We start from the raw sequence: 18,273 nt of genomic DNA, 5'->3' as shown, positions 1-18,273 counted from the left end.
TTGTTCGTCCGCTCACGCCGAATGTGCGAAATTGCCCTGCGGCATGATGGTGCCGTGCACGCCGCCGAGACCACCGCGACCCCGTGACCGGGGGCTACCTGAAGGGCCGGATCCGCCGCGAGGACATCATCACGGCGGCGGCCGCAGCCTACGGTGAGCTCGGCTACCACGGCTCGTCGCTGCGGGAGATCGCCAAGCGCGTCGGGATCTCCCACGCCGGCCTCCTCTACTACTTCCCCACCAAGGAGGCCCTGCTCGCCGCCGTGCTCGAACGCCGGGACGCCGAGGACTCCGAGCGCGAGCAGCTCACCGTGCCGCCCGGGCTCGAAGTCCTGCGCCACTTCGTCGCGCTCGCCGAGCACAACGTCCGCCACCCCGGGATCGTCGACCTCTACTCCCGGCTCGCCGCCGAAGCGGTCGCCCCGGACCACCCGGCGCACGAGTACTTCGTGCGCCACTACCGGGCCGCCCGCGACGGCGTCCACGAGTCGTTCGACGCCCTCGCCGCCCGCGGCGAACTGCGCACGGGTGTCGAGCCCGGGCTGGCGGCGCTGACGTTCATCGCCCTGATGGACGGCCTGCAGGTGCAGTGGCTGACCGTCCCCGGCGACGTCGACCTGGTCGGCTCGCTGCGCTTCTACCTGCAGAACCTCCTCACCGTCCCGCTCTAGAGGGTCTTCGCGTACGGGTCCCAGCCCACCGGCAGCGGCGGCGGGATGGCGACCGTGCTGGCGACCTCCACGCTCTGCCCGCGGGTGATGGACTCGTCGATGGCGAGCATCGCGTCGAGCACGTGGTAGGCCAGCTCGCCGGACGCGCGCTCCGGCACGCCGGCCCGGATGGCCCGCGCCAGCTCGAGCACGCCAGTGCCGCGGGAAGCCGCGTGCCCTTGCGGGGCCAGCTCTTCCGGCTCCTCGTGGCCGAGCAGGTGCAGCCGGGTCGGCTCGTCGAACCGGTTGGGGTCCGGCAGCACGGCGGTGCCGAGCGTGCCGGTCAGCTCGACCAGCCCGGCCCGCTTGAGCGCCGAATCGAAGCTCAGCACCAGCTGCGCGGAAGCGCTTTCGAACTCGACGAGTGCGGTGACCGTCGTGGTCACCGACACCGGGAACGCCGTGCCCGCCCGCGGCCCGGACCCGATGACCCGGGTGTCGCGCGCCCGGGCGCCGGCCGCGGTGACCCGGCGGACCGGGCCGAGCAGGTGCACCAGCGACGTCAGGTAGTACGGGCCCATGTCGAGCAGCGGGCCGCCGCCGGCCTGGAAGTAGAACTCCGGCGCCGGGTGCCACACCTCCGGGCCGGGCACCTGGAACAGCGCCAGCGCGGTCAGGGGACGGCCGATCCGGCCCGCGTCGACAGCCCGCCGCGCGGTCTGCAGGGCGGCGCCGAGCACGGTGTCGGGAGCGCTGGCCACGCGGAGGTTCTTCTCCCGGGCGCGATCGAGCAGCTTGCGGCCGGTCTGGCGGTCCAGGGCCAGTGGCTTCTCCGCCCACACGTGCTTGCCCGCCTCCAGCGCGGCGAGCCCGACCTCGACGTGCGCGACCGGCACGGTCAGGTTGACGACGAGCTCGACGTCCGGGTCGTCGAGCAGTTCGGCCACGGCGCCCGAGCGGCCGACGCCGTACTCGGCCGCGCGGGCCGCCGCCCGGTCCGTGTCGAGGTCGGCGACCCAGCGCACGTCGACATCCGGGAAGGCGGTCAGGTTCTCGAGGTAGGTGCCGCTGATGACACCGGCGCCGATGATGCCGACGCCGACCGGCCCGCCGCTCACCGGCCGGCGCCGGTCAGGAAGGCGTGGCTGGCGGCGAGGGCCTCGAAGAGGTCGCCGTCGAAGGCGTCGAACTCCACCACCCGCAGGGCGTCCGGCGCGGCGGCGAGCACGTCCGCGACCGGCACCCGGCCCTGGCCGGCCGGCACCTGGCCGGTGGCGTCGGTGGCGAGCCCGCCGTCCTTGACGTGGATGGCGCGCACCCGGTCGCCGAGCCGTCGCAGCAGCGCGGGGGCGTCCTCGCCGCCCGCGGTGGCCCAGTAGGTGTCGACCTCCAGAGCGACGGCCGGGTCGAGCTGGTCGGCGAACACCTCGAACGCGCTGCGCCCGTCGATCCGGGACTGCAGCTCCCACCAGTGGTTGTGGTAGCCGACCCGGACGCCGTGCTCGGCGGCGAGTTTCGCGGCGGCGTTGAGCCCCTCCGCCGTGGCCGCGATGTCGGCCGGGTCCTGCCACTGCTCGGCCGGGACCCACGGATCGATCACCAGGCCGATGCCCAGTTCGGCCGCCGCGGCGAAGACGGCGGGCTGGTCGGCGCCGAGCAGGCGCGCGTGCGCGGTCGGGGCGGTCAGTCCGTTCGCGGGCAGGCCCGCCCGCAGCGCCTCGACGTTTTCGACGACGCCGTACGGCTCCACCTGGGTGAAGCCGATCGCGGCGAGCCGCCGCAGGGTGTCGGCGGGGTCGGCCGCGAAGGCGTCGCGGACCGAATACAGCTGTACGGAAGGCAGGCTCATCCCCAGCTCCTCCAGTTCCCGGTGGCGGCCGTCCGCCACGGCTGCTCAATTTCTACCACCTGGTCAAAATTGTGACCAGGGCGTTTCGCGGAAAATCCGGCCCGTCGGCGCTCGCGCCCGCGTGCCACGGCTCACGCGGGGTGGGGTTTTGGCAAGCCCCCGATGGGGCAGTAACGCCAAGAGGCGGGGCCAGGCCGATCCGGGAGGTGCCGGTAGTGGACAGGGCAGGGGACGAAGTGGACACGGGGGCGGTCACCGGGCGCCCGGCGTCCCGTCGCGACCTGACGGACCTGTCCGAGGCCGCGCGGGACCTCGACCGGCGGATCGACCAGCACCTCGAGCGGCTGCGCCGCGAACGCGCCCAGCGCGCCGCCGACATCCCCGACCAGCGCCTGCGGCCCAGCGGCTGAGCGGGCCGGGTCAACCGGGGGAACGCGACCTACTACGCTGGGTGGCGCAACGCCACCCGCCGAAGTCCTGCGAGGTCGCCATGTCCGACGTCCCGTCCACGCTGTCCCCCAGCCAGAAGCCGGTGGGGGTGGACCCCGCGCGGCCGAGCATCGCGCGGATCTACGACGGGTTCCTCGGCGGCAACAACTTCTACGAGGTCGACCGCGTGGTGATGGACAAGATCCGCACCGCGGTCCCGGAAGCCGTGGACATCGCCCGCGGCAACCGCGGGTTCCACAACCGCGCGCTGCGGATGCTGGCCGGCCAGACCCGGATCCGCCAGTACGTCGACTGCGGGTCCGGGCTGCCGACGGCCGAGAACACCCACCAGATCGTGCAGCGCATCGACAAGGACAACACCGTCGTCTACGTCGACAACGACCCGGTGGTGCTCGCCCACGGCCGGGCCCTGCTGGTCGAGAACGACTTCACGCACATGGTCGAGGCCGACATCTTCGACCCGCCGCAGGTCCTGCGCCACGAGGACGTGCTGCGGCACGTCGACTTCTCCGAGCCGGTCGCGCTGCTGCAGGTGGGCACGATGCACCACTTCGAGGGCGACGGCGTCTTCGACATCATGCGCCAGTACATCGACGCGCTGCCGTCGGGCTCGTACGTGGTGCTCTCGCACTTCTTCGACCCCGAGGTGCCGGAGCTGACCGCGATCGCCAAGCGCATCGAGCAGATCCTGGTCCAGGGCCCGCTCGGGGCCGGCCGCTTCCGGACCCGCGCGGAGATCGAGGCGCTGATGGACGGCCTCGAGCTGGTCCAGCCGAACGCGACGTCCGGGCCGGGCATGGCGGTGTGCGACGAATGGTGGCCGGACGGCCCCCGGCTCACCCCGCTGAGCGACTCGGCGCGGTGCGTCGCCGGGGTCGTCGGCTACAAGCCGTAGCGGCTCACGCCTCCGGCTCCGCGGCTGTGTCCTCTGTGGACGGTTCGCCGCGTACCCACTTCAGCTTGACCTCGAACTGGCCCTGCAGGCCGGTGCGCGCGATCACCGCCCCGGCCTGGGCGTCGAGCTTGACGCCGAACTTCAGCTCGACCTCGTCCGGGCCGAGGCCGCGGAACTCCGCCAGCGCGGCGGCCGCGGCCACCCGGACCTCGCCCAGCGCGTGCTCGAAGGTCGTGGTCGCCTTGCGCAGCACGCCCGAGGGCACCGAGGCGGGTTCCAGCCCCGGTTCGCCCTCGACCTCGACGACCACCGAACCGCCGTCGGCGAGCGGGAAACGCACGAACTCCTGCACCGGATCTCCTTCTTCAGCACGGGTTCAGCACGGCAGGTCGAGCCACTGTTCGCGGCCGATGCCGCGGCGCACCTGCTCCAGCTCCCCGAGCAGGGTGTCCAGCCGGTCGGGGTGGGCCAGGTACTCCAGCACCGCCTGGTAGAACGCGCTGGTCATCGCCGACGGCATCAGGTCCGACGCGTCGAAGCACAGGTCGGTGCCCTTGGCGAGGGTCGTCGCGATCCGCTGGGTCACGTCGCTGCGGTAGACGTCCTGGCCGACGAGACGCTGGTGCACCGAGAACGTCGTCCCGCCGGACGGCCAGATCCGCTGGCCCTGCTCCCCGGCCAGGTAGACCATGAGCCGGCGCGCGGCCGGGGTGTCGCGGAACATCCCGGCGAGGTCGGCCGACACCTCGGAGCGCGCGGGTTTCCCGGCGCCTGGGAACGGGAAGAACCGGAAGTCCCGGTCGGGCACGGGCGGCCCGGCCGGCCGCCGGGCCCCCAGGTAGCCGCCGATCGCGAACGAGCCGAGGTGCTCCAGCAGGCAGCCGGGCGGATCGGCGAACAGGCCCCGGCCGGCGTCGGCGAACGACGTGAGCAGCGCCGCCGTGCTGCCGCCACCGACCGCACCCGGTGCCAGGACGAGCGTGCCCCAGCTCTGCCACGCGGTGCGCACGACCTCGTCGGTCCAGGCCACCTCGCCCGCCGCCCACTTGCCGTACTTCTCCGGGGCCTGGTGCAGCAGGATGTCTTCGAGCCAGTCGGTGCCGGGGAACCCGGAGTTCGGCGGCGCCCCCATGCCGAGGCACCACGGCTGCTGCCCGGCGGCGGAGAGCCGGCGGACCGTCGCCACGAGCGCGTCCCAGCTGGCCGGCGGGGCTTCCCGGAACCGGTCCGGGGAATACCAGACGATGCTCTTCAGGTCCGCCTTCACCACGACCGTGTACATCGTGGTCCCGCCGAGCTGCTGCAGTTTCCGCCATTGCGGGCTGTACGCGGCGGTCGCGCCCGCGTCGAGGACGCCGGCCAGTGGCTTCAGCTGCCCGGTTCGCGCGTACCCCGCCAGCTCGGCCGGGTTGGACAGTACCGCCACGTCGGGCGGGGTGCCCTGCTGCAGGTCGCCGCGCAGCACCTGGCTCTGCGCGCGGGTGCCCTGGTAGTTCGTCGGAATCCCGGTCTCCTTGGTGAACCCGTCGAGGACCCGCAGGAACGCCGCCTGCTCGTCGCCGGTCCACGACCCCAGCACGGTCACCGGCTCCGCGCCGGTCCCGGCGGAACACCCGGAGACCAGGAGGACGACGGCCAGCACCAAGCCGACACAGCGCATCATCACGGCTCCCTCCTCGCGCGGAACCGGTACTCGTCGAGCCGCGGTTGCAGGCCACCGGCCGAGAGGAGGCCGATCCCGGCGGCCAGCACCGGGATGCCGTACCCGAGGACCCCGTTCCACCCCGGTTCGGTGAGGCCGGGGCCCAGCAACGCCGCTTCGTCGACGGCGCCCGGCGGCGGGGCCGTGACGGCGGGCGGGACGGGCGTCCCGGCGGCGAACGCGGTCACCGTGTCCCCGCAGGCGGCGACCCCTTCGGTGCCGCACTGGGCGGTCAGCACCTGGGCGAGGGTCCACCGGGCCCGGCCGGCGGCGGCCGTGGTGGCCGCGGACCGCGCGTCGACGGCGTGTTCCAGCGCGGCACCGCCGTCACGGGCGTCGGACTGGATGCCCAGCAGCAGGGCCGTTCCCGCACCCAGCAGCACGCACGCCACCGTCGCGGCCAGCAGCGCGGTGTTCACCGTGCGCCGGAACCGCCTGGCGTGGAACCGCTGGGCCCACAGGAGCGCCGCCAGCAGCAGGACCAGCGGCACCGCCCACAACGCCGTGATCGCGGGACTCAGCCAGTTCGCCCCGAGCTGCTCGTCGAGGGCTGCGCGCTGGGCGCCTTCGAGCGCGTCGAGCCGGGCGAGGATCCCGTTGTCCGGCGCGGTCAGCAGGTCCGAGGCGGACTGCAGGTTGCTCGCGGCGAGCGCACCGCCGTCGTCCTGGCGGAAGTGGGCGTCGGCCTGCCCGATGAAGCCGTTGTACGACGGCAGCAGCCCTTCGATCAGCCGCAGCGTCTGGCTGCCCGCCGCGCCGGCCGCGTTGTGCTCGGCGACCTGGGCGAGCTGCTGGCTGGTCCGGGCGATTTCGTCCTCGTACTGCTCGCTGGGACCGGTCAGGCGCGCCTGCCGGGTCTCGAACGCGGTCACCGCCGCCCCGTGCGCGGCCACGATCGCTTCCTTGGCCAGTGACACCTCGAGGACCGCGGGCGCGGTGCGGTCCCGCACCTCGCCGATGCTGGAGCGCACGCCGAGGAAGGTCGCCAGCGCGGTCGCCAGCACCAGCACGCTGCCGGCCACCAGGCCCAGCCGCAGCCACCACAGGGTCTGCCGGGTCGTGCTGGCCGCCGTCACGACGGCCCGCCGGCCTCGAACGGGGCACCGCAGTGCTTGCACACCTTCGCCGAAGGCCGCCCCTTGTGTCCACAGCGGACGCATTCGCGCGGGGCACCGTCCACTTCGGCGGGGACGGCCGCGGCGGGTTCGGCCGCGCCGGTGTAGGTGGAGATGGTCGAACCGAGCACCAGCGAGAAACCGTCGCGCGGGCGCACGCCCTCCTTGAACGTCACGCCGCCGTCGTCGCGGACGTCGATCAGCCGGCCCAGCCGCTTGAGGATCTCCTCGTTGCCCAGCTCGGTCGCCAGCCGGACCGCGGTCCCCCATTCGCGGGCCGCCGCCGTCCGGTCGTCGCGCTCGAACGCGTCCCAGCCCGCGCGCACCGCGTTCCCCAGCTCGGCCTGCCCGGTGACGCGGGCGACGCGTTCGTCCGGCACGCCGGACAGCGCCAGGTCGTCGGTCAGGAAGCCCACCACGGCCTGCTGTTCGCCCGCCGGGTCGCCGGCGCCTTCGACCAGGGTGACCGTGCCGAGCAGCAGGTCCTCGTACCGGGTCAGCTCCGCCGTCGCGACGTCGAGGCAGAGGTGGTACTCGCGGAGTTCCTCGCCCCACGCCCCGGTGGGCAATTCGAGCACGCGGCCTTCGGTCCGGCACTGCGCGGTGAGGTCGACCTCGGTGGGAAAGACCTGCTTGACGAACCGCAGCCGGCTGTAGGGCATGGTGGTCATCCGCAGCCGCAGGTCGGGCACGGTCCGGCCCATCGCCCGCTCGACCAGGCGCCGGAAGTCCGCGGCGAGCTCGGCGTCCTCCAGGACGGCGTCCGCGCTGCCCCGCAGCACGGACGTGATGCGGTCCAGGTCCCGCGGTTCCCAGTCGTCGCCGATACCGCGGGCGTCACAGGCGAACTCGCCCTGGCAGCGGCCGAGCGCGGCCTCCAGCGCGCCCACGCGGTCGGACTGGTTGCGGCCGTCGGTGAGCAGCACGGCGTGGCGGATGGCGGCCGGCGTCTCCGCGAACAGCTCCCGGGCCCGGTCCAGCCACGTGCTCATCGCGGTGCCGCCCCCGGCGATCAGCTGGGCGACGGCGTCCTTCGCCTCCTGGCGGGTCCGCTCGCCGGCCACCGCCAGCGGCGGCGCGGCCGGGTACACCAGCCGCGCGCGTCCGGTGCACTCGAGCACGCCGAACAGCACGCCGTCACGCAGGGCGCCGATGGCCACCCGGCAGGCGTGCCGCGCGGCCTCGATCTTCGTCGGCGGCCAGTCCATCGAGCTGGAACAGTCCACCAGCAGCAGCTCGGCAGTGGGCGGCGGCTCGGGGGCGACGGCGCCGGTCTCGCCGACCCGCACGGTGAGCACGACGTCCATCCGGTCGTCGCCGGGCGCGAGGTACTTTCGCTGGCTCAGCTGGAGGGTGAACGACGGGCGGTCCCGGTCGGGCATCCGATCACCTTCTCGTCTTCGGCCGGACGGCGTTCGCGAGGTCGACCAGCAGGCCGTGCTCGTTGCGGTCCCGCGCCCGTTCGGCGAGCCGGCGCAGGGACTGCTCCAGGAGCGAGCGCAGGCCGCGTTCGGTGACGCGCTCGCCGAGGAGCGCGCCGCCGTTCCAGCCTTCGTCGCGGCCGAGCGCGGCGAGTGCGGCCTCGCGGACGAGCGCTTCCAGCCGGTCCTGGGCTTCCCGGTCGAGGTAGAGCTCGGGCAGCCGCCGCGCCGCGTCGCCGAGGTCGTCGCGGCCGGGCGGCCCGGACGGCAGGCGGCCGGCCCGGATCCGCACGGTGGCGATCCGCGCGGCGTCGTAGTGGCGCGAGATCGGCGGGACGGTGTCGAGCAGCGCGACCGCGGCGTCGCGGTCCTTGCTCCGCAACGCGCAGCGGGCCAGCCCGAACGCGGCGCTGACCTGGGCGTGGTCGCGGTGCCACACCGAGCGGTAGCAGCGCTCGGCCTGCGCGGTCGCCCCGCGCAGTTCGGCGCAGAACCCCAGGGCCAGCTTCGGTGCGATCTCGCCGGGCCAGCTGCCGTGGACCTTGTCGAACTTGGCCGCGGCGGCCTCGGCGTTGCCCCGGGCCAGCGCCAGCAGGCCGTGGTGCCAGGCCGCCCGCCAGTCGCGTTCGGCCTCGACGCCGAGCAGTTGTTCGGCCGCGGACAGGGCCACCGCGGCTTCGCCCGGTTCGTGCAGGGCGACCTGCGCCCGGGTCAGGGCGAACGCGATCTCGACCGAGCGTTCGCCGAACATCCCGAGCTTGTCCAGCCAGCGGCGCGGCCCGGGTGCGCCCGCGGCGGCGATGAACCCGGCCGCCGGGTCGTCGGGGGCGACCCGCGGGATCGGCAGCCTGCCGGCGCCGTCGGCCGCCCGCGGCAGGCCGAGGTCCAGCTGGTCGGCGGCGTGGTCGCCGGTGACCCAGTGGTCGAGGCCGGGCACCGCGCCGAGGCCCTCGTCGAGCAGTTCCGCGGTGTCCTCGAACAGCGCCGACACCGCCGGCCGGGGCTGTTCGTCGCGCAGCGACAGGATTTCCCGGCGGACGCCTTCGAGCTGCTCCGCCATTTCGGCCGCGCCGGCGAACCGGCGTTCGTACGACACGACCGCCCGCGCGAGCACCCTCCGGAGGGAGTCGACGCCGCCGGCGATGCGGTCCGAGTCGGTGTCCTCGCCCGCGGCCGCGAGCAGGTCCTGCAGGGTCGCGCCCACGGCGTGCAGGTCCGACCGCACGGTCAGGCCGTACCGGGCGATTTCGTGCGACGGCGCCTGGTACCGCTTCGTCCCGACGCTCGGGCCGGCCGGCGCGTCGACCGGGCGGGCCGCGCCGAGGTCGATCACCTTGACGCGCTTGTCGCCGTGGATCACGTTCGCCGGGCTCATGTCGCAGTAGAGCAGGCCCTCGCCGTGGAGGTAGCCCAGTGCGGCGAGGATCGCCTGGCCGTAGACGATCACGTGCTCGACCCGCGGCGGCGGGCCGTGCTGCAGCAGATCCCGCAGCGACCGCCCGCCGACGTACTCCATCACCAGGTAGGTTTCCGGCTCGTCGCCGTACTCGACGAAGTCGGTGATCCGCACGATGTTCGGGTGGTCGAGCCGGACGAGCACGTCCCGTTCGACCCGCGCCTGCGCGCGCCGCACCGCGTTGCCGCTGTTGATCACGCCCTTGAGCACGACGTGCTGGCCGCCGAGCGCGGTGTCGGCGGCCAGGTAGATCCAGCCGAGACCGCCGTGGGCGAAGCACCCGAGGACGTCGTAGCGCTCCCCGATCCGCTCGCCGCGCGTCAGCTTGGGCAGGAAGGAGAAAGGCTCGCCGCACTCTTCGCAGAACCCTTCGGCGAACGCCGGCTCACCGGCGTAGGCGCGGCCGACCGGCTCACCGCAGCGGCCGCAGAACCGGTGCTGCTCGGGGTAGTCGGGCTCGGCGAGGACGAGCTTCTCCGGGTCCGGCACCTCGATCGCCGGCAGGGACTGGAAATCCGCGTCACCGGCCCGGAATTCGACGCTGCGGCGGGTGCTCACCGCCGTCGGGCCGTCGGCCGGCCGCTCGGCCGGGACCCGGCGGCGGCCGCAGATCTCGCAGAACCCGATCGGCCCGACCGGTTGCCCGTGGCACCACACCGTTGCGGCCGTCACGCGCCCTCCAGCCGGCGGCGGACCGCGCGCACGTACCGCTCGACCAGCCCGGCCGCGGCTTCCGGCTCGTCCGGCCGCGTGGTCAGGGCCGCCATCGCCGGGCGGTACAGCTCCGCCAGCTCTTCGTCCTCCATCAAGCCCGCGCTGGTGGCTTTCGCGTTGTAACCGCGCAGCCGCCCGTGCAGTTCGTCGTGCCGGGCGCCCCGCACGCCGAGGTCGGCGTGCAGCCGGCCGAGCTCCCGCCACGCGGCCTCGGCGTCCCGCTCGGTCCCCGCCAGCGCGCGCCGCACCCGGCCCGGTTCGATCCGCTCACCCGCCGACCGCAGCGCGCCCAGCCGCAGGCGCAGGTCCGCCGACCGGCCGGGCACCGCCATCGCGGAACCCAGCCGGACGACCAGTTCCCGCGTCCGTTCCTCCTCGTGCTCCACCATGTCCACCAGCAGCGCCAGCCGCTCCAGGCCGTGCGCGTTCCGCTCGTTCTCCCAGCGGCGGGCCAGGCGCAGGCCGGGCGAGTCCGGCGCGGCGAACTGGGCCAGCACGGTGGCTCCCTTGTCCACCAACGGTTTGACCGTCCCGGTGAGCACCTCTTCCGGCGCGCGGGCCGCGTCGATGCCGGTCACCGCGACGGCGACCGCTTCCGGCGTGGTCGCCAGCACGGTGGTCACCTCTTCGGTGCTGATGCCGGCGCTGACGTCCTCGGCCACCTTCTCGGCGGTCCGGCCGGTGGCGTCCACGATCGCGGCGAGCCGCTCGCCGGGCACCCGCTGCGCCACCCGGCGCTCCCGCCGCACCTGCGCCAGCAGGTACGGCAGCACGTCCGAGCCGATTTCCCCGATGAGCACGATCAGCGGGCCGGACGGCGGCCGCGGGGGCGGGCCCACCCACCTGGCCACTTCCGGTACGTACCGGATGATCACCTCGACCGGGAGCATGAAGGCCGTTCCGACCTGTTCATCGGTGTATTCGGTGACCACCATGCCGAGCACCGCGCCGGTCGCCTTGTCGATCACGCCGGCACCGCTGAAACCGCGGCGGACCCGTTCACCCGGCAGTTTCGAATTGACCTGGACCCATTCTCCCGCCGGCCCGGCCAGCACGGCGTCGTTCACCCACAGGCCGTGGTCGTGCGGGCGCGGGAAGCCGTAGGTGTGGACCGCCCGGTCGCGCACGACGCCGAGGCGGACCAGCGGCGCGCCGGGCACCTGCGGAAACCGTTCTTCCAGGTCCAGCAGGGCGACGTCACCGCGGCGGTCCGCCGACGGCAGCACCCAGCAGCCGGGCCGGACTTCGGCGCGCGTTTCCGGCATGCCGTCGAGGCCGACGAACCGGACCCGCAGGTGCTGCCCCGAAAGCGCTTCCTTTTCCAGGGCCTGCACGACGTGGGCGCAGGTGAGCACGGTGCTTTCGGCCAGCAGCATCCCGGCGCCCAGAATCCGGCCCGACGAACTCAGCAGGCATACCCGCCACGGTTCCGAACCCCCCGTGCGCCCAGCCGAAAAACCGTTGTCCTCCCTCACCGGGTGTGACTGTACGACGCTGTACCGACACTCCGGGGAGGGTTCCCCCGCTTACCCCGGCAGATCACCCGATCGGCCGCAGAACACCCCGGCCGCGTAAAGAACTCACGAACCCGCGCCGGCGTCCGGTGGAGAACCCGCGCCGGATCAGGCGATGGTGCGCAGGCGGCGGAGCGCGAAGAACACCAGCGCGGCGGTCAGGAGCACGAAGATTCCCGCTTCGATGCCCTGGAAAAGCCAGAACCGGTCCCCCGGCTGGTACTGCAGCCAGTTGTACGCACCCGGTCCCGCGTCCCCGGCACCCGGGCCGGCCCCGCACCCGGTGGGCGGGCACGGGCCGATCTGCGCGTCCGGCAGCACGAGCTGCCCCGCCGCGTTGCGGACACCCTGCTGCATCACCCAGTCACCCGACGCGGGATTCGGCGTCTGCGTGCCCGACGGGGAGAACGAAAGGGTCTGCGCCGGCAGGTACCGCGGCCGGGCCAGCACCTCCACCGCGACCCGGACCGCCGCGAACCCGGCCAGGGAAACGGCCATGGCGGGCAGGACTTTCCGCCAGTACGTCCCGGCGAAGATGCCGAGACCGAGCGCGAACAGCGTGTACGCGACGGGCACGATCCCCTGGACGTCGAACGTGAGGTAGGTCAGCCGGCCGGTGGTCGCGCCGGCCAGCGGCTGGAACCACCAGGACACGCCCAGCGCGTACCCGACGGCCAGCACCGCGGTGATCGCGCCGACGAGACCGAACTTCGCCAGCGCCCACTGCCGGCGGCTGACCCCCTGCGTCCACACGAGACGGTGGGTGCCCTGCTCGACCTCGCGGGCGACCAGCGGCGCGCCGAAGAACACGCCGACCAGCACGGGCAGGACGACGAACAGGACGGCGACGAACAGCAGGCCGCTGAACTGGTCCTGGAACTGGTGGCCGAGGCTTTCGCAGCGGGCCACCGCCTCGGTTTGCGTGATCATCGGCGCGGTGCCGAGCGCGGCCCGGCAGGCGGCCAGGCCGAGGCTGTCGTACTTCGTGTGCATCGCCAGGCCCGTGGGCACCATGATCGCGGCGAGCACGGCCAGCGCGCCGAGGGTGAACAGCGCCTGCCTGCGGTGCTGGCGCCAGGTCAGCCAGATCATGCCGGCACCTCCCAGGCGGACGCCGGGACGCGGGCGTCGGCTTCGGCGAGGTACGCCAGCACCACGTCCTCCAGGGTCACGCCATGCTCCGTCCACAGTGGATCGATCGGGCCCTCGCCGCGGCGGACCAGCAGCGTCGACTGGCGTTCGGTGTGGCTCGCGCGGACGACCGCCGCGACGCCGGCGATGGACCCGCTGCCGGCCCGCGGGCCGGCGAGGGTGCGGTGGGTGTCGAGCAGCTCGTCGACCCCGCCGGTGAGCTGCACCCGCGACTGCTGCAGGACGACGAGGTGGTCACAGGCGCGCTCGAGGTCGGCCAGCAGGTGCGACGACAGCAGCACGGTCGTCTCGCTTTCGGCGACGGCACCCATCAGTGTCTGCATGAACTCGCGGCGTGCCAGCGGGTCCAGGCTCGCGATGGGCTCGTCGAGCAGCAGCAGCCGCGGCCGTTTGGCCAGCGCCATGGCCAGCGCGACCTGGGCACGCTGGCCGCCGGACAGCTTCCCCACCGGCTTGTCCGGCGGGATGCCGAGCCTGGCCAGCCGGTCGCGGGCCAGCGGGGCGTCCCAGCGGCGGTTGAGCTTGCCGCCCATGGTGACCAGCTCGGCGGCGGTGAAGTCCCGGTACAGCGGGGTGTCCTGCGCGACGAACCCGACGTCGGCGAGCACGGCCCGCGGGTCGCGGCCGAACACGCGCACCTCCCCCGCGTCGGGCCGCAGCAGCCCGACGAGCAGGTGCAGCAACGTCGTCTTGCCCGCGCCGTTCGGGCCCACCAGGGCCGCGATCCGGCCGGCGGGCAGTTCGAGCGTGCAGTCCTGCACCGCCCAGGTGCGCCCGTACCGCTTCCCCAGACCCCGGGTCTCCACCGCCAGTTCCATCCGACTCCCCTACGCCAGGTCCTGCGGCGCCCGTGCGCCGCGCATCGTGGTCTCGATCAGTGCGGCGATGTCGTCGCCGGACATCCCCGCGGCTTCGGCGCGCCCGAGCCAGGCCACCAGCTCGTCGCGCAGCTCCGCCTGGTTCGCCAGCGACGGGCCGGCCAGGCTGCCGGTGACGAACGTGCCCACCCCGGGCCGTCCTTCGGCGAGCCCCTCCAGCACCAGCTCGCGATAGGCCTTGAGCACGGTGTTCGGGTTGATCGCCAGCGCCTGGGCCACGTCGCGCACCTTCGGCAGCTGGTCGCCGGGGCGCAGCAGGCCGACGCGCAGCGCCTGCTTCACCTGCACGACGAGCTGCATGTACGTGGCGACCTTGGAGCGGCCGTCCAGGACGAACTCGATCACCCGACACCTTCCTATTGTCCTACGACATTAAGACAACACCTTCGGGCGAGCCGCTGTCAAGGACCCGCCCTTCGTCATAGGCTGCCGGAACGCACACACCGGGAGGCAGGCATGTCGTTGCTGGACGGGTTGAGCAAGGCGATCGCGGGCGGGACGATCGAGATCGTCGACCTGACTGCTCCCCTGAGTTCGAGCACGCCGATCCTGCAGCTGCCGGAGCCGTTCGCGAACACCATCCCGTTCCGGCTGGAGGAGATCAGCCGCTACGACGAACGCGGCCCGCGCTGGTACTGGAACGACATCCACACCGGCGAGCACACCGGCACGCACCTGGACGTCCCGGTGCACTGGGTGTCCGGGAAAGACGGTCACGACGTCTCACAGGTACCGCTGAAGACGCTGGTGGCCCCGGCGGTGGTGCTCGACTTCTCGGCCCGGGCGGCCGCGGACCCGGACTTCCTCCTGTCGGTCGACGACGTCCGCGCCTGGACGGCCGAGCACGGCCCGCTGCCCGACGGCGGCTGGCTGCTCTACCGCACCGGCTGGGACGCGCGCAGCGCCGACCAGGCGGCGTTCCTCAACGCCGACGAGTCCGGCTCGCACACGCCGGGCGTGTCCCCGGAGTGCGCCCGCTGGCTCGCCGAGGAGACGCCGATCACCGGGCTCGGCGTCGAGACGGTCGGCACCGACGCGGGCCAGGCACCGGGGCTCGAGCCGATGTTCCCGTGTCACGAGCTGCTGCTCGGCGCCGGCAAGCACGGCCTGACGCAGCTGCAGAACCTGGCCTCGCTGCCGCCGACGGGCGTGCTGCTGGTGGTCTCGCCGCTGCCGATCGTCGGCGGGTCGGGCAGTCCTGCCCGCGTGCTGGCCCTGGTGGAGCGGTGAACGTCGCCGAACTGGTCGGCCGGACCCTGGCGGAACTGGGCGCCGGCATGGCGTTCGGCGTGGTGGGCAGCGGCAACTTCGAGGTGACGAACGCGCTGCGCGCGGGCGGCGTCCGGTTCGTCGCGGCCCGCCACGAGGGTGGCGCGGCGAGCATGGCCGACGCCTACGCACGGATGAGCGGCAAGGTGCCGGTGCTGTCGCTGCACCAGGGCTGCGGCCTGACCAACGCGGTCACGGGGATCACCGAGGCGGCGAAGAGCCGCACGCCGATGCTGGTGCTCGCGGCCGACTCGGCGGGGGCTTCGGTGCTGTCGAACTTCCGCATCGACCAGGACGGCCTGGCCACCGCGGTCGGCGCGGTGCCGGAGCGGGTGCATTCGGCCGCGAGTGCGGTGGCGGACACGGTGCGGGCGTTCCGGACGGCGGTGCAGCAGCGGCGGACGGTCGTGCTGAACCTGCCCCTCGACGTCCAGGCCGAGCCGGCACCGCCGGAGTCCCCGCTGCCGGACATTCCGGGACCGGCACCGATCCGGCCGGACGCGCGATCGGTGGCGGCGCTCGCGGACCTCCTCACGGCCGCCGAGCGGCCGGTGTTCATCGCCGGCCGCGGCGCCCGCGCGAGCCGCGAACCGTTGCGGCAGCTGGCCGCACGGTGCGGCGCGCTGACGGCGACGTCCGCCGTTGCGCACGGCCTGTTCCACGACGATCCGTTCGCGTTGGGCATCTCGGGCGGGTTCGCCTCCCCGGTGGCGGCCGAGCTGATCGTGGGCGCGGACCTGGTCGTGGGCTGGGGGTGCGCGCTGAACATGTGGACGACCCGCCACGGCAAGCTGCTCAGCCCGCACGCAAAGCTGGCACAGGTCGACGTCGAGCAGGCGGCCCTGGGCGCACACCGCCCAATCGACCTCGGCATCGTCGGTGACGTGGGTTGCACCGCATCGGAGGTGCTCGCTGCGGTTCCCCCGCAGTCCGGCTACCGCACGGACGACGTCGCGGCACGGATAGCGACCGGCCGCTGGAACGACGTGGAGCACGAAGACCTCTCCGGCGACGGCCGGATCGACCCGCGCACGCTGAGCAGGCAGCTGGACGAGCTGCTGCCGGCCGACCGGATCGTCTCGATCGACTCGGGCAACTTCATGGGTTACCCGAGCGCGTACCTGTCGGTACCCGACGAGCAGGGGTTCTGTTTCACACAGGCATTCCAGAGCATCGGCCTGGGCTTGGCGACGGCGATCGGAGCAGCGTTGGCCCGCCCGGACCGCCTCCCGGTCCTGGGCACCGGCGACGGCGGATTCCACATGGCACTGTCCGAACTGGACACAGCAGTCCGCCTGCACCTCCCCCTGGTGGTGATCGTGTACAACGACGCGGCGTACGGCGCCGAGGTCCACCACTTCGGCGACGCCGACATGACAACGGTCCGCTTCCCGGACACGGACCTGGCGGCGATCGCCCGCGGCTTCGGTTGCACGGGCGTCACGGTGCGCCGGCCGGAGGACCTGTCGGCGGTACGGGAGTGGCTGACGGGACCGCGAGCGCAACCGCTGGTCATCGACGCGAAGATCGCGGACGACGGCGGATCGTGGTGGCTGGCGGAGGCGTTCCGCCACTGACCCACCCTTGACAACGCTGGCGCTCACCCTGGATGCTGCCCTCACTGTCTTACTGTCTTAAGACAATGGGGAAACGATCTGATGCGACTCTTCCTGGCCGTACTCGCGGCCCTCACGCTGTCCGCGGCCCCGGCTACCGGGCAGCCCAACGCCCGCCCGGACCCGGCAGCCGCACTGTTGGCGGCGTTCGACACCCACTCGATCGTGGCCAAGTCCAGCCCGGACGTCGGCCCGTTCGTGTTCGACCTGATCCGCGACCCCCGGTTTCCGGGCCGGGTGAACGACATCGTGGTGGAGTGCGGCAACACGCGCCTCCAGCCACTGCTGGACGCGTACACCGGAGGCGGCGACGTCCCGGACATCAGCCATGTCTGGCGCGACACAACCCAGCCGAGTTGTGGGTTTTCGACGTTCTACGAGCAGTTGTTCGCTTTGGTCCGCCAGGTGAACACAACGCAGCCGGCGGCGCGGAAGATCCGGGTGCTAGCAGCCGACCCACCGATCGATTGGAGCAGGGTCCACACACCGGCGAACCTGGAGCCGTTCCTGGACCGGGACGCGTCGATCGTCTCGGTGGTGAAGACGCAGGTGCTGCAGAAGGGGCGCAAGGCATTGATGCTGTTCGGCTTGGGCCACCTGACCCACGACGGCGGCAGCGGAGCGGTGGCCCAGATCGAGCGCGAGTACCCGGGAGCGGCGTACGTCATCGCAGACCACCGCGGGTTCACTTCGGACAACGCACGGCTGGAGCGGCAGTTGGGATCGTGGCCTGCCTTGGTGCCCCTGCAGGGATCATGGCTCGGGGCGTTGGAGACGACGTACTTCCCGGTGAACCGCGAGTACCCGCCGGGGACGCGAGGGTATCCGGGCGTGGACGCGTACTTGTACGAGGGCCCGGCGGATCTGTTGCTGCGCGAGCCATTGTCGGCGCGAGCGGTGCTGGACACGGACTACTTGACGGAGCTGCGCCGGAGGGCGACCGCGATCGATGCGCCACCGGACTCGATCGAATGGCCGGAGACGTTCTTTGCGCGGGAGCGGACTTCCGGAGTTTTGCTGCGGGGGTAAGGCGGACGTGGGCGTGGGCCCGTAGCTGTGGGGCTGCGGGCCGTTCCGTGTTCGCGCTGCAAAGGGCAGCGGCTACCCACTCACCCGACTGCCGTTGCAGTACTAGCGGTAGCGCTTCTTGATGCGCCTGGCCCCTTCTTCTTCCTGGCGGCGGAAGCGTTCGTTGATCCGGCCGCCGTGTTCGCGCTCGGCGGCTACCTCCTCGTCGCTGACCGGGTGCCAGTCGCCGCCTTCTCGGACGGCGAGCAGTGCTGAGATCGCGTCGCCGATCTCTTGTACCTCGAGTTCCACGTGCTCCCCGCCGGGCCCCCGCAGCATGCCGTACTCCTCGAGCACGCTCGCGAGGACGAACACGACCCGGTCGCCCAGTCCCCGCCAGTCGTAGAGGTGCACGTTCAGCCCGAGGAAATGCGCGATGAAGGCGTCGCCGTCGTTGAGCTCGCCCTTCTCGAAACGACAACCGAGAGCCTTTTCCACCCGGGTGGCCATCTCCTCGAGCGACATCTCCGAATAACGTCGGACGCTGAAATGCAGGACCGTCCGCTTCATGCGTTCTCCAGGTA

18 protein-coding genes are annotated in these 18,273 nt (G+C 72.9%); 6 read left to right on the top strand and 12 right to left on the bottom strand.

Features of this window, described 5'->3' with window-relative positions; genetic code table 11:
• The first annotated feature begins 83 nt into the window (after positions 1-83).
• On the top strand, positions 84-671 hold the full coding sequence (locus tag OO60_RS28775; protein WP_033262491.1) for a TetR/AcrR family transcriptional regulator: 588 nt from the start codon (positions 84-86) through the stop codon (positions 669-671).
• Here OO60_RS28775 and OO60_RS28770 read toward each other — a convergent pair.
• Together OO60_RS28770 and OO60_RS28765 are read right to left on the bottom strand one after the other, a co-directional pair.
• On the bottom strand, positions 668-1,768 hold the full coding sequence (locus tag OO60_RS28770) for a Gfo/Idh/MocA family protein (protein ID WP_033262490.1): 1,101 nt from the start codon (positions 1,766-1,768) through the stop codon (positions 668-670). The two genes, OO60_RS28775 and OO60_RS28770, sit on opposite strands and share 4 nt — an antisense overlap.
• Positions 1,765-2,499, bottom strand: a complete 735-nt coding sequence (locus tag OO60_RS28765; RefSeq protein WP_033262518.1) for a sugar phosphate isomerase/epimerase family protein — start codon at positions 2,497-2,499, stop codon at positions 1,765-1,767. Before OO60_RS28765 ends, OO60_RS28770 begins: the two co-directional genes overlap by 4 nt.
• Positions 2,500-2,714: 215 nt before the next feature.
• Here OO60_RS28765 and OO60_RS28760 point away from each other — a divergent pair, with 215 nt between their 5' ends.
• On the top strand, positions 2,715-2,909 hold the full coding sequence (locus OO60_RS28760) for a hypothetical protein (RefSeq protein ID WP_033262489.1): 195 nt from the start codon (positions 2,715-2,717) through the stop codon (positions 2,907-2,909).
• Positions 2,910-2,989: 80 nt separating this feature from the next.
• Positions 2,990-3,844, top strand: a complete 855-nt coding sequence (locus tag OO60_RS28755; RefSeq protein ID WP_003070233.1) for an SAM-dependent methyltransferase — start codon at positions 2,990-2,992, stop codon at positions 3,842-3,844.
• Between the two features lie 4 nt (positions 3,845-3,848).
• Here the strand turns inward: OO60_RS28755 and OO60_RS28750 are convergent, their stop codons facing one another.
• The 9 genes from OO60_RS28750 to OO60_RS28710 form a co-directional block, all read right to left on the bottom strand.
• On the bottom strand, positions 3,849-4,196 hold the full coding sequence (locus tag OO60_RS28750; RefSeq protein ID WP_003070230.1) for a CU044_2847 family protein: 348 nt from the start codon (positions 4,194-4,196) through the stop codon (positions 3,849-3,851).
• Positions 4,197-4,220: 24 nt separating this feature from the next.
• Positions 4,221-5,507 carry an ABC transporter substrate-binding protein gene (locus OO60_RS28745; RefSeq protein WP_033262517.1) on the bottom strand — a complete coding sequence of 429 codons (1,287 nt, stop codon included), beginning with the start codon at positions 5,505-5,507 and terminating at the stop codon, positions 4,221-4,223.
• Positions 5,507-6,622: a hypothetical protein gene (locus OO60_RS28740; protein WP_003070229.1), complete on the bottom strand. Its 1,116-nt coding sequence runs from the start codon at positions 6,620-6,622 to the stop codon at positions 5,507-5,509. Before OO60_RS28740 ends, OO60_RS28745 begins: the two co-directional genes overlap by 1 nt.
• Entirely contained in the window at positions 6,619-8,043 is a 1,425-nt protein-coding gene (locus tag OO60_RS28735) for a VWA domain-containing protein (RefSeq protein ID WP_003070226.1), read from the bottom strand. The genes OO60_RS28740 and OO60_RS28735 overlap by 4 nt, the downstream gene beginning before the upstream one ends.
• Positions 8,044-8,047: 4 nt before the next feature.
• On the bottom strand, positions 8,048-10,210 hold the full coding sequence (locus tag OO60_RS28730) for a serine/threonine-protein kinase (RefSeq protein WP_033262488.1): 2,163 nt from the start codon (positions 10,208-10,210) through the stop codon (positions 8,048-8,050).
• A complete protein-coding gene (locus tag OO60_RS28725; RefSeq protein WP_156081331.1) occupies positions 10,207-11,727 on the bottom strand; it encodes a trypsin-like peptidase domain-containing protein in 1,521 nt (506 codons plus the stop codon). Before OO60_RS28725 ends, OO60_RS28730 begins: the two co-directional genes overlap by 4 nt.
• 147 nt (positions 11,728-11,874) lie before the next feature.
• Complete coding sequence (locus OO60_RS28720) at positions 11,875-12,858, bottom strand: ABC transporter permease (RefSeq protein WP_003098589.1); 984 nt, start codon at positions 12,856-12,858, stop codon at positions 11,875-11,877.
• Positions 12,855-13,736, bottom strand: a complete 882-nt coding sequence (locus OO60_RS28715) for an ABC transporter ATP-binding protein (protein ID WP_003098591.1) — start codon at positions 13,734-13,736, stop codon at positions 12,855-12,857. The genes OO60_RS28720 and OO60_RS28715 overlap by 4 nt, the downstream gene beginning before the upstream one ends.
• A gap of 9 nt (positions 13,737-13,745) precedes the next feature.
• Positions 13,746-14,141, bottom strand: coding sequence for a GntR family transcriptional regulator (locus tag OO60_RS28710; protein WP_003098593.1), 396 nt, complete (start codon positions 14,139-14,141; stop codon positions 13,746-13,748).
• A gap of 111 nt (positions 14,142-14,252) precedes the next feature.
• Between OO60_RS28710 and OO60_RS28705 the strand changes: the two genes are divergently transcribed.
• From OO60_RS28705 to OO60_RS28695, 3 genes are all read left to right on the top strand, one after another.
• Complete coding sequence (locus tag OO60_RS28705; RefSeq protein ID WP_003098597.1) at positions 14,253-15,026, top strand: cyclase family protein; 774 nt, start codon at positions 14,253-14,255, stop codon at positions 15,024-15,026.
• The gene (locus OO60_RS28700) at positions 15,023-16,642 is read left to right on the top strand and encodes a thiamine pyrophosphate-binding protein (RefSeq protein WP_003098598.1); all 1,620 of its coding nucleotides are present in this window, start codon (positions 15,023-15,025) and stop codon (positions 16,640-16,642) included. Before OO60_RS28705 ends, OO60_RS28700 begins: the two co-directional genes overlap by 4 nt.
• Before the next feature lie 177 nt (positions 16,643-16,819).
• Entirely contained in the window at positions 16,820-17,710 is an 891-nt protein-coding gene (locus OO60_RS28695) for a hypothetical protein (protein WP_240490766.1), read from the top strand.
• A 102-nt stretch (positions 17,711-17,812) separates the two neighbouring features.
• Here OO60_RS28695 and OO60_RS28690 read toward each other — a convergent pair whose 3' ends face one another.
• Entirely contained in the window at positions 17,813-18,259 is a 447-nt protein-coding gene (locus OO60_RS28690) for a hypothetical protein (RefSeq protein WP_033262487.1), read from the bottom strand.
• Positions 18,260-18,273 lie beyond the last annotated feature (14 nt).

The organism is Amycolatopsis vancoresmycina (assembly GCF_000716785.1).
GTDB classification, from domain to species: Bacteria; Actinomycetota; Actinomycetes; order Mycobacteriales; family Pseudonocardiaceae; genus Amycolatopsis; species Amycolatopsis vancoresmycina.
This window is presented reverse-complemented; position numbering and strand designations above follow the sequence as displayed.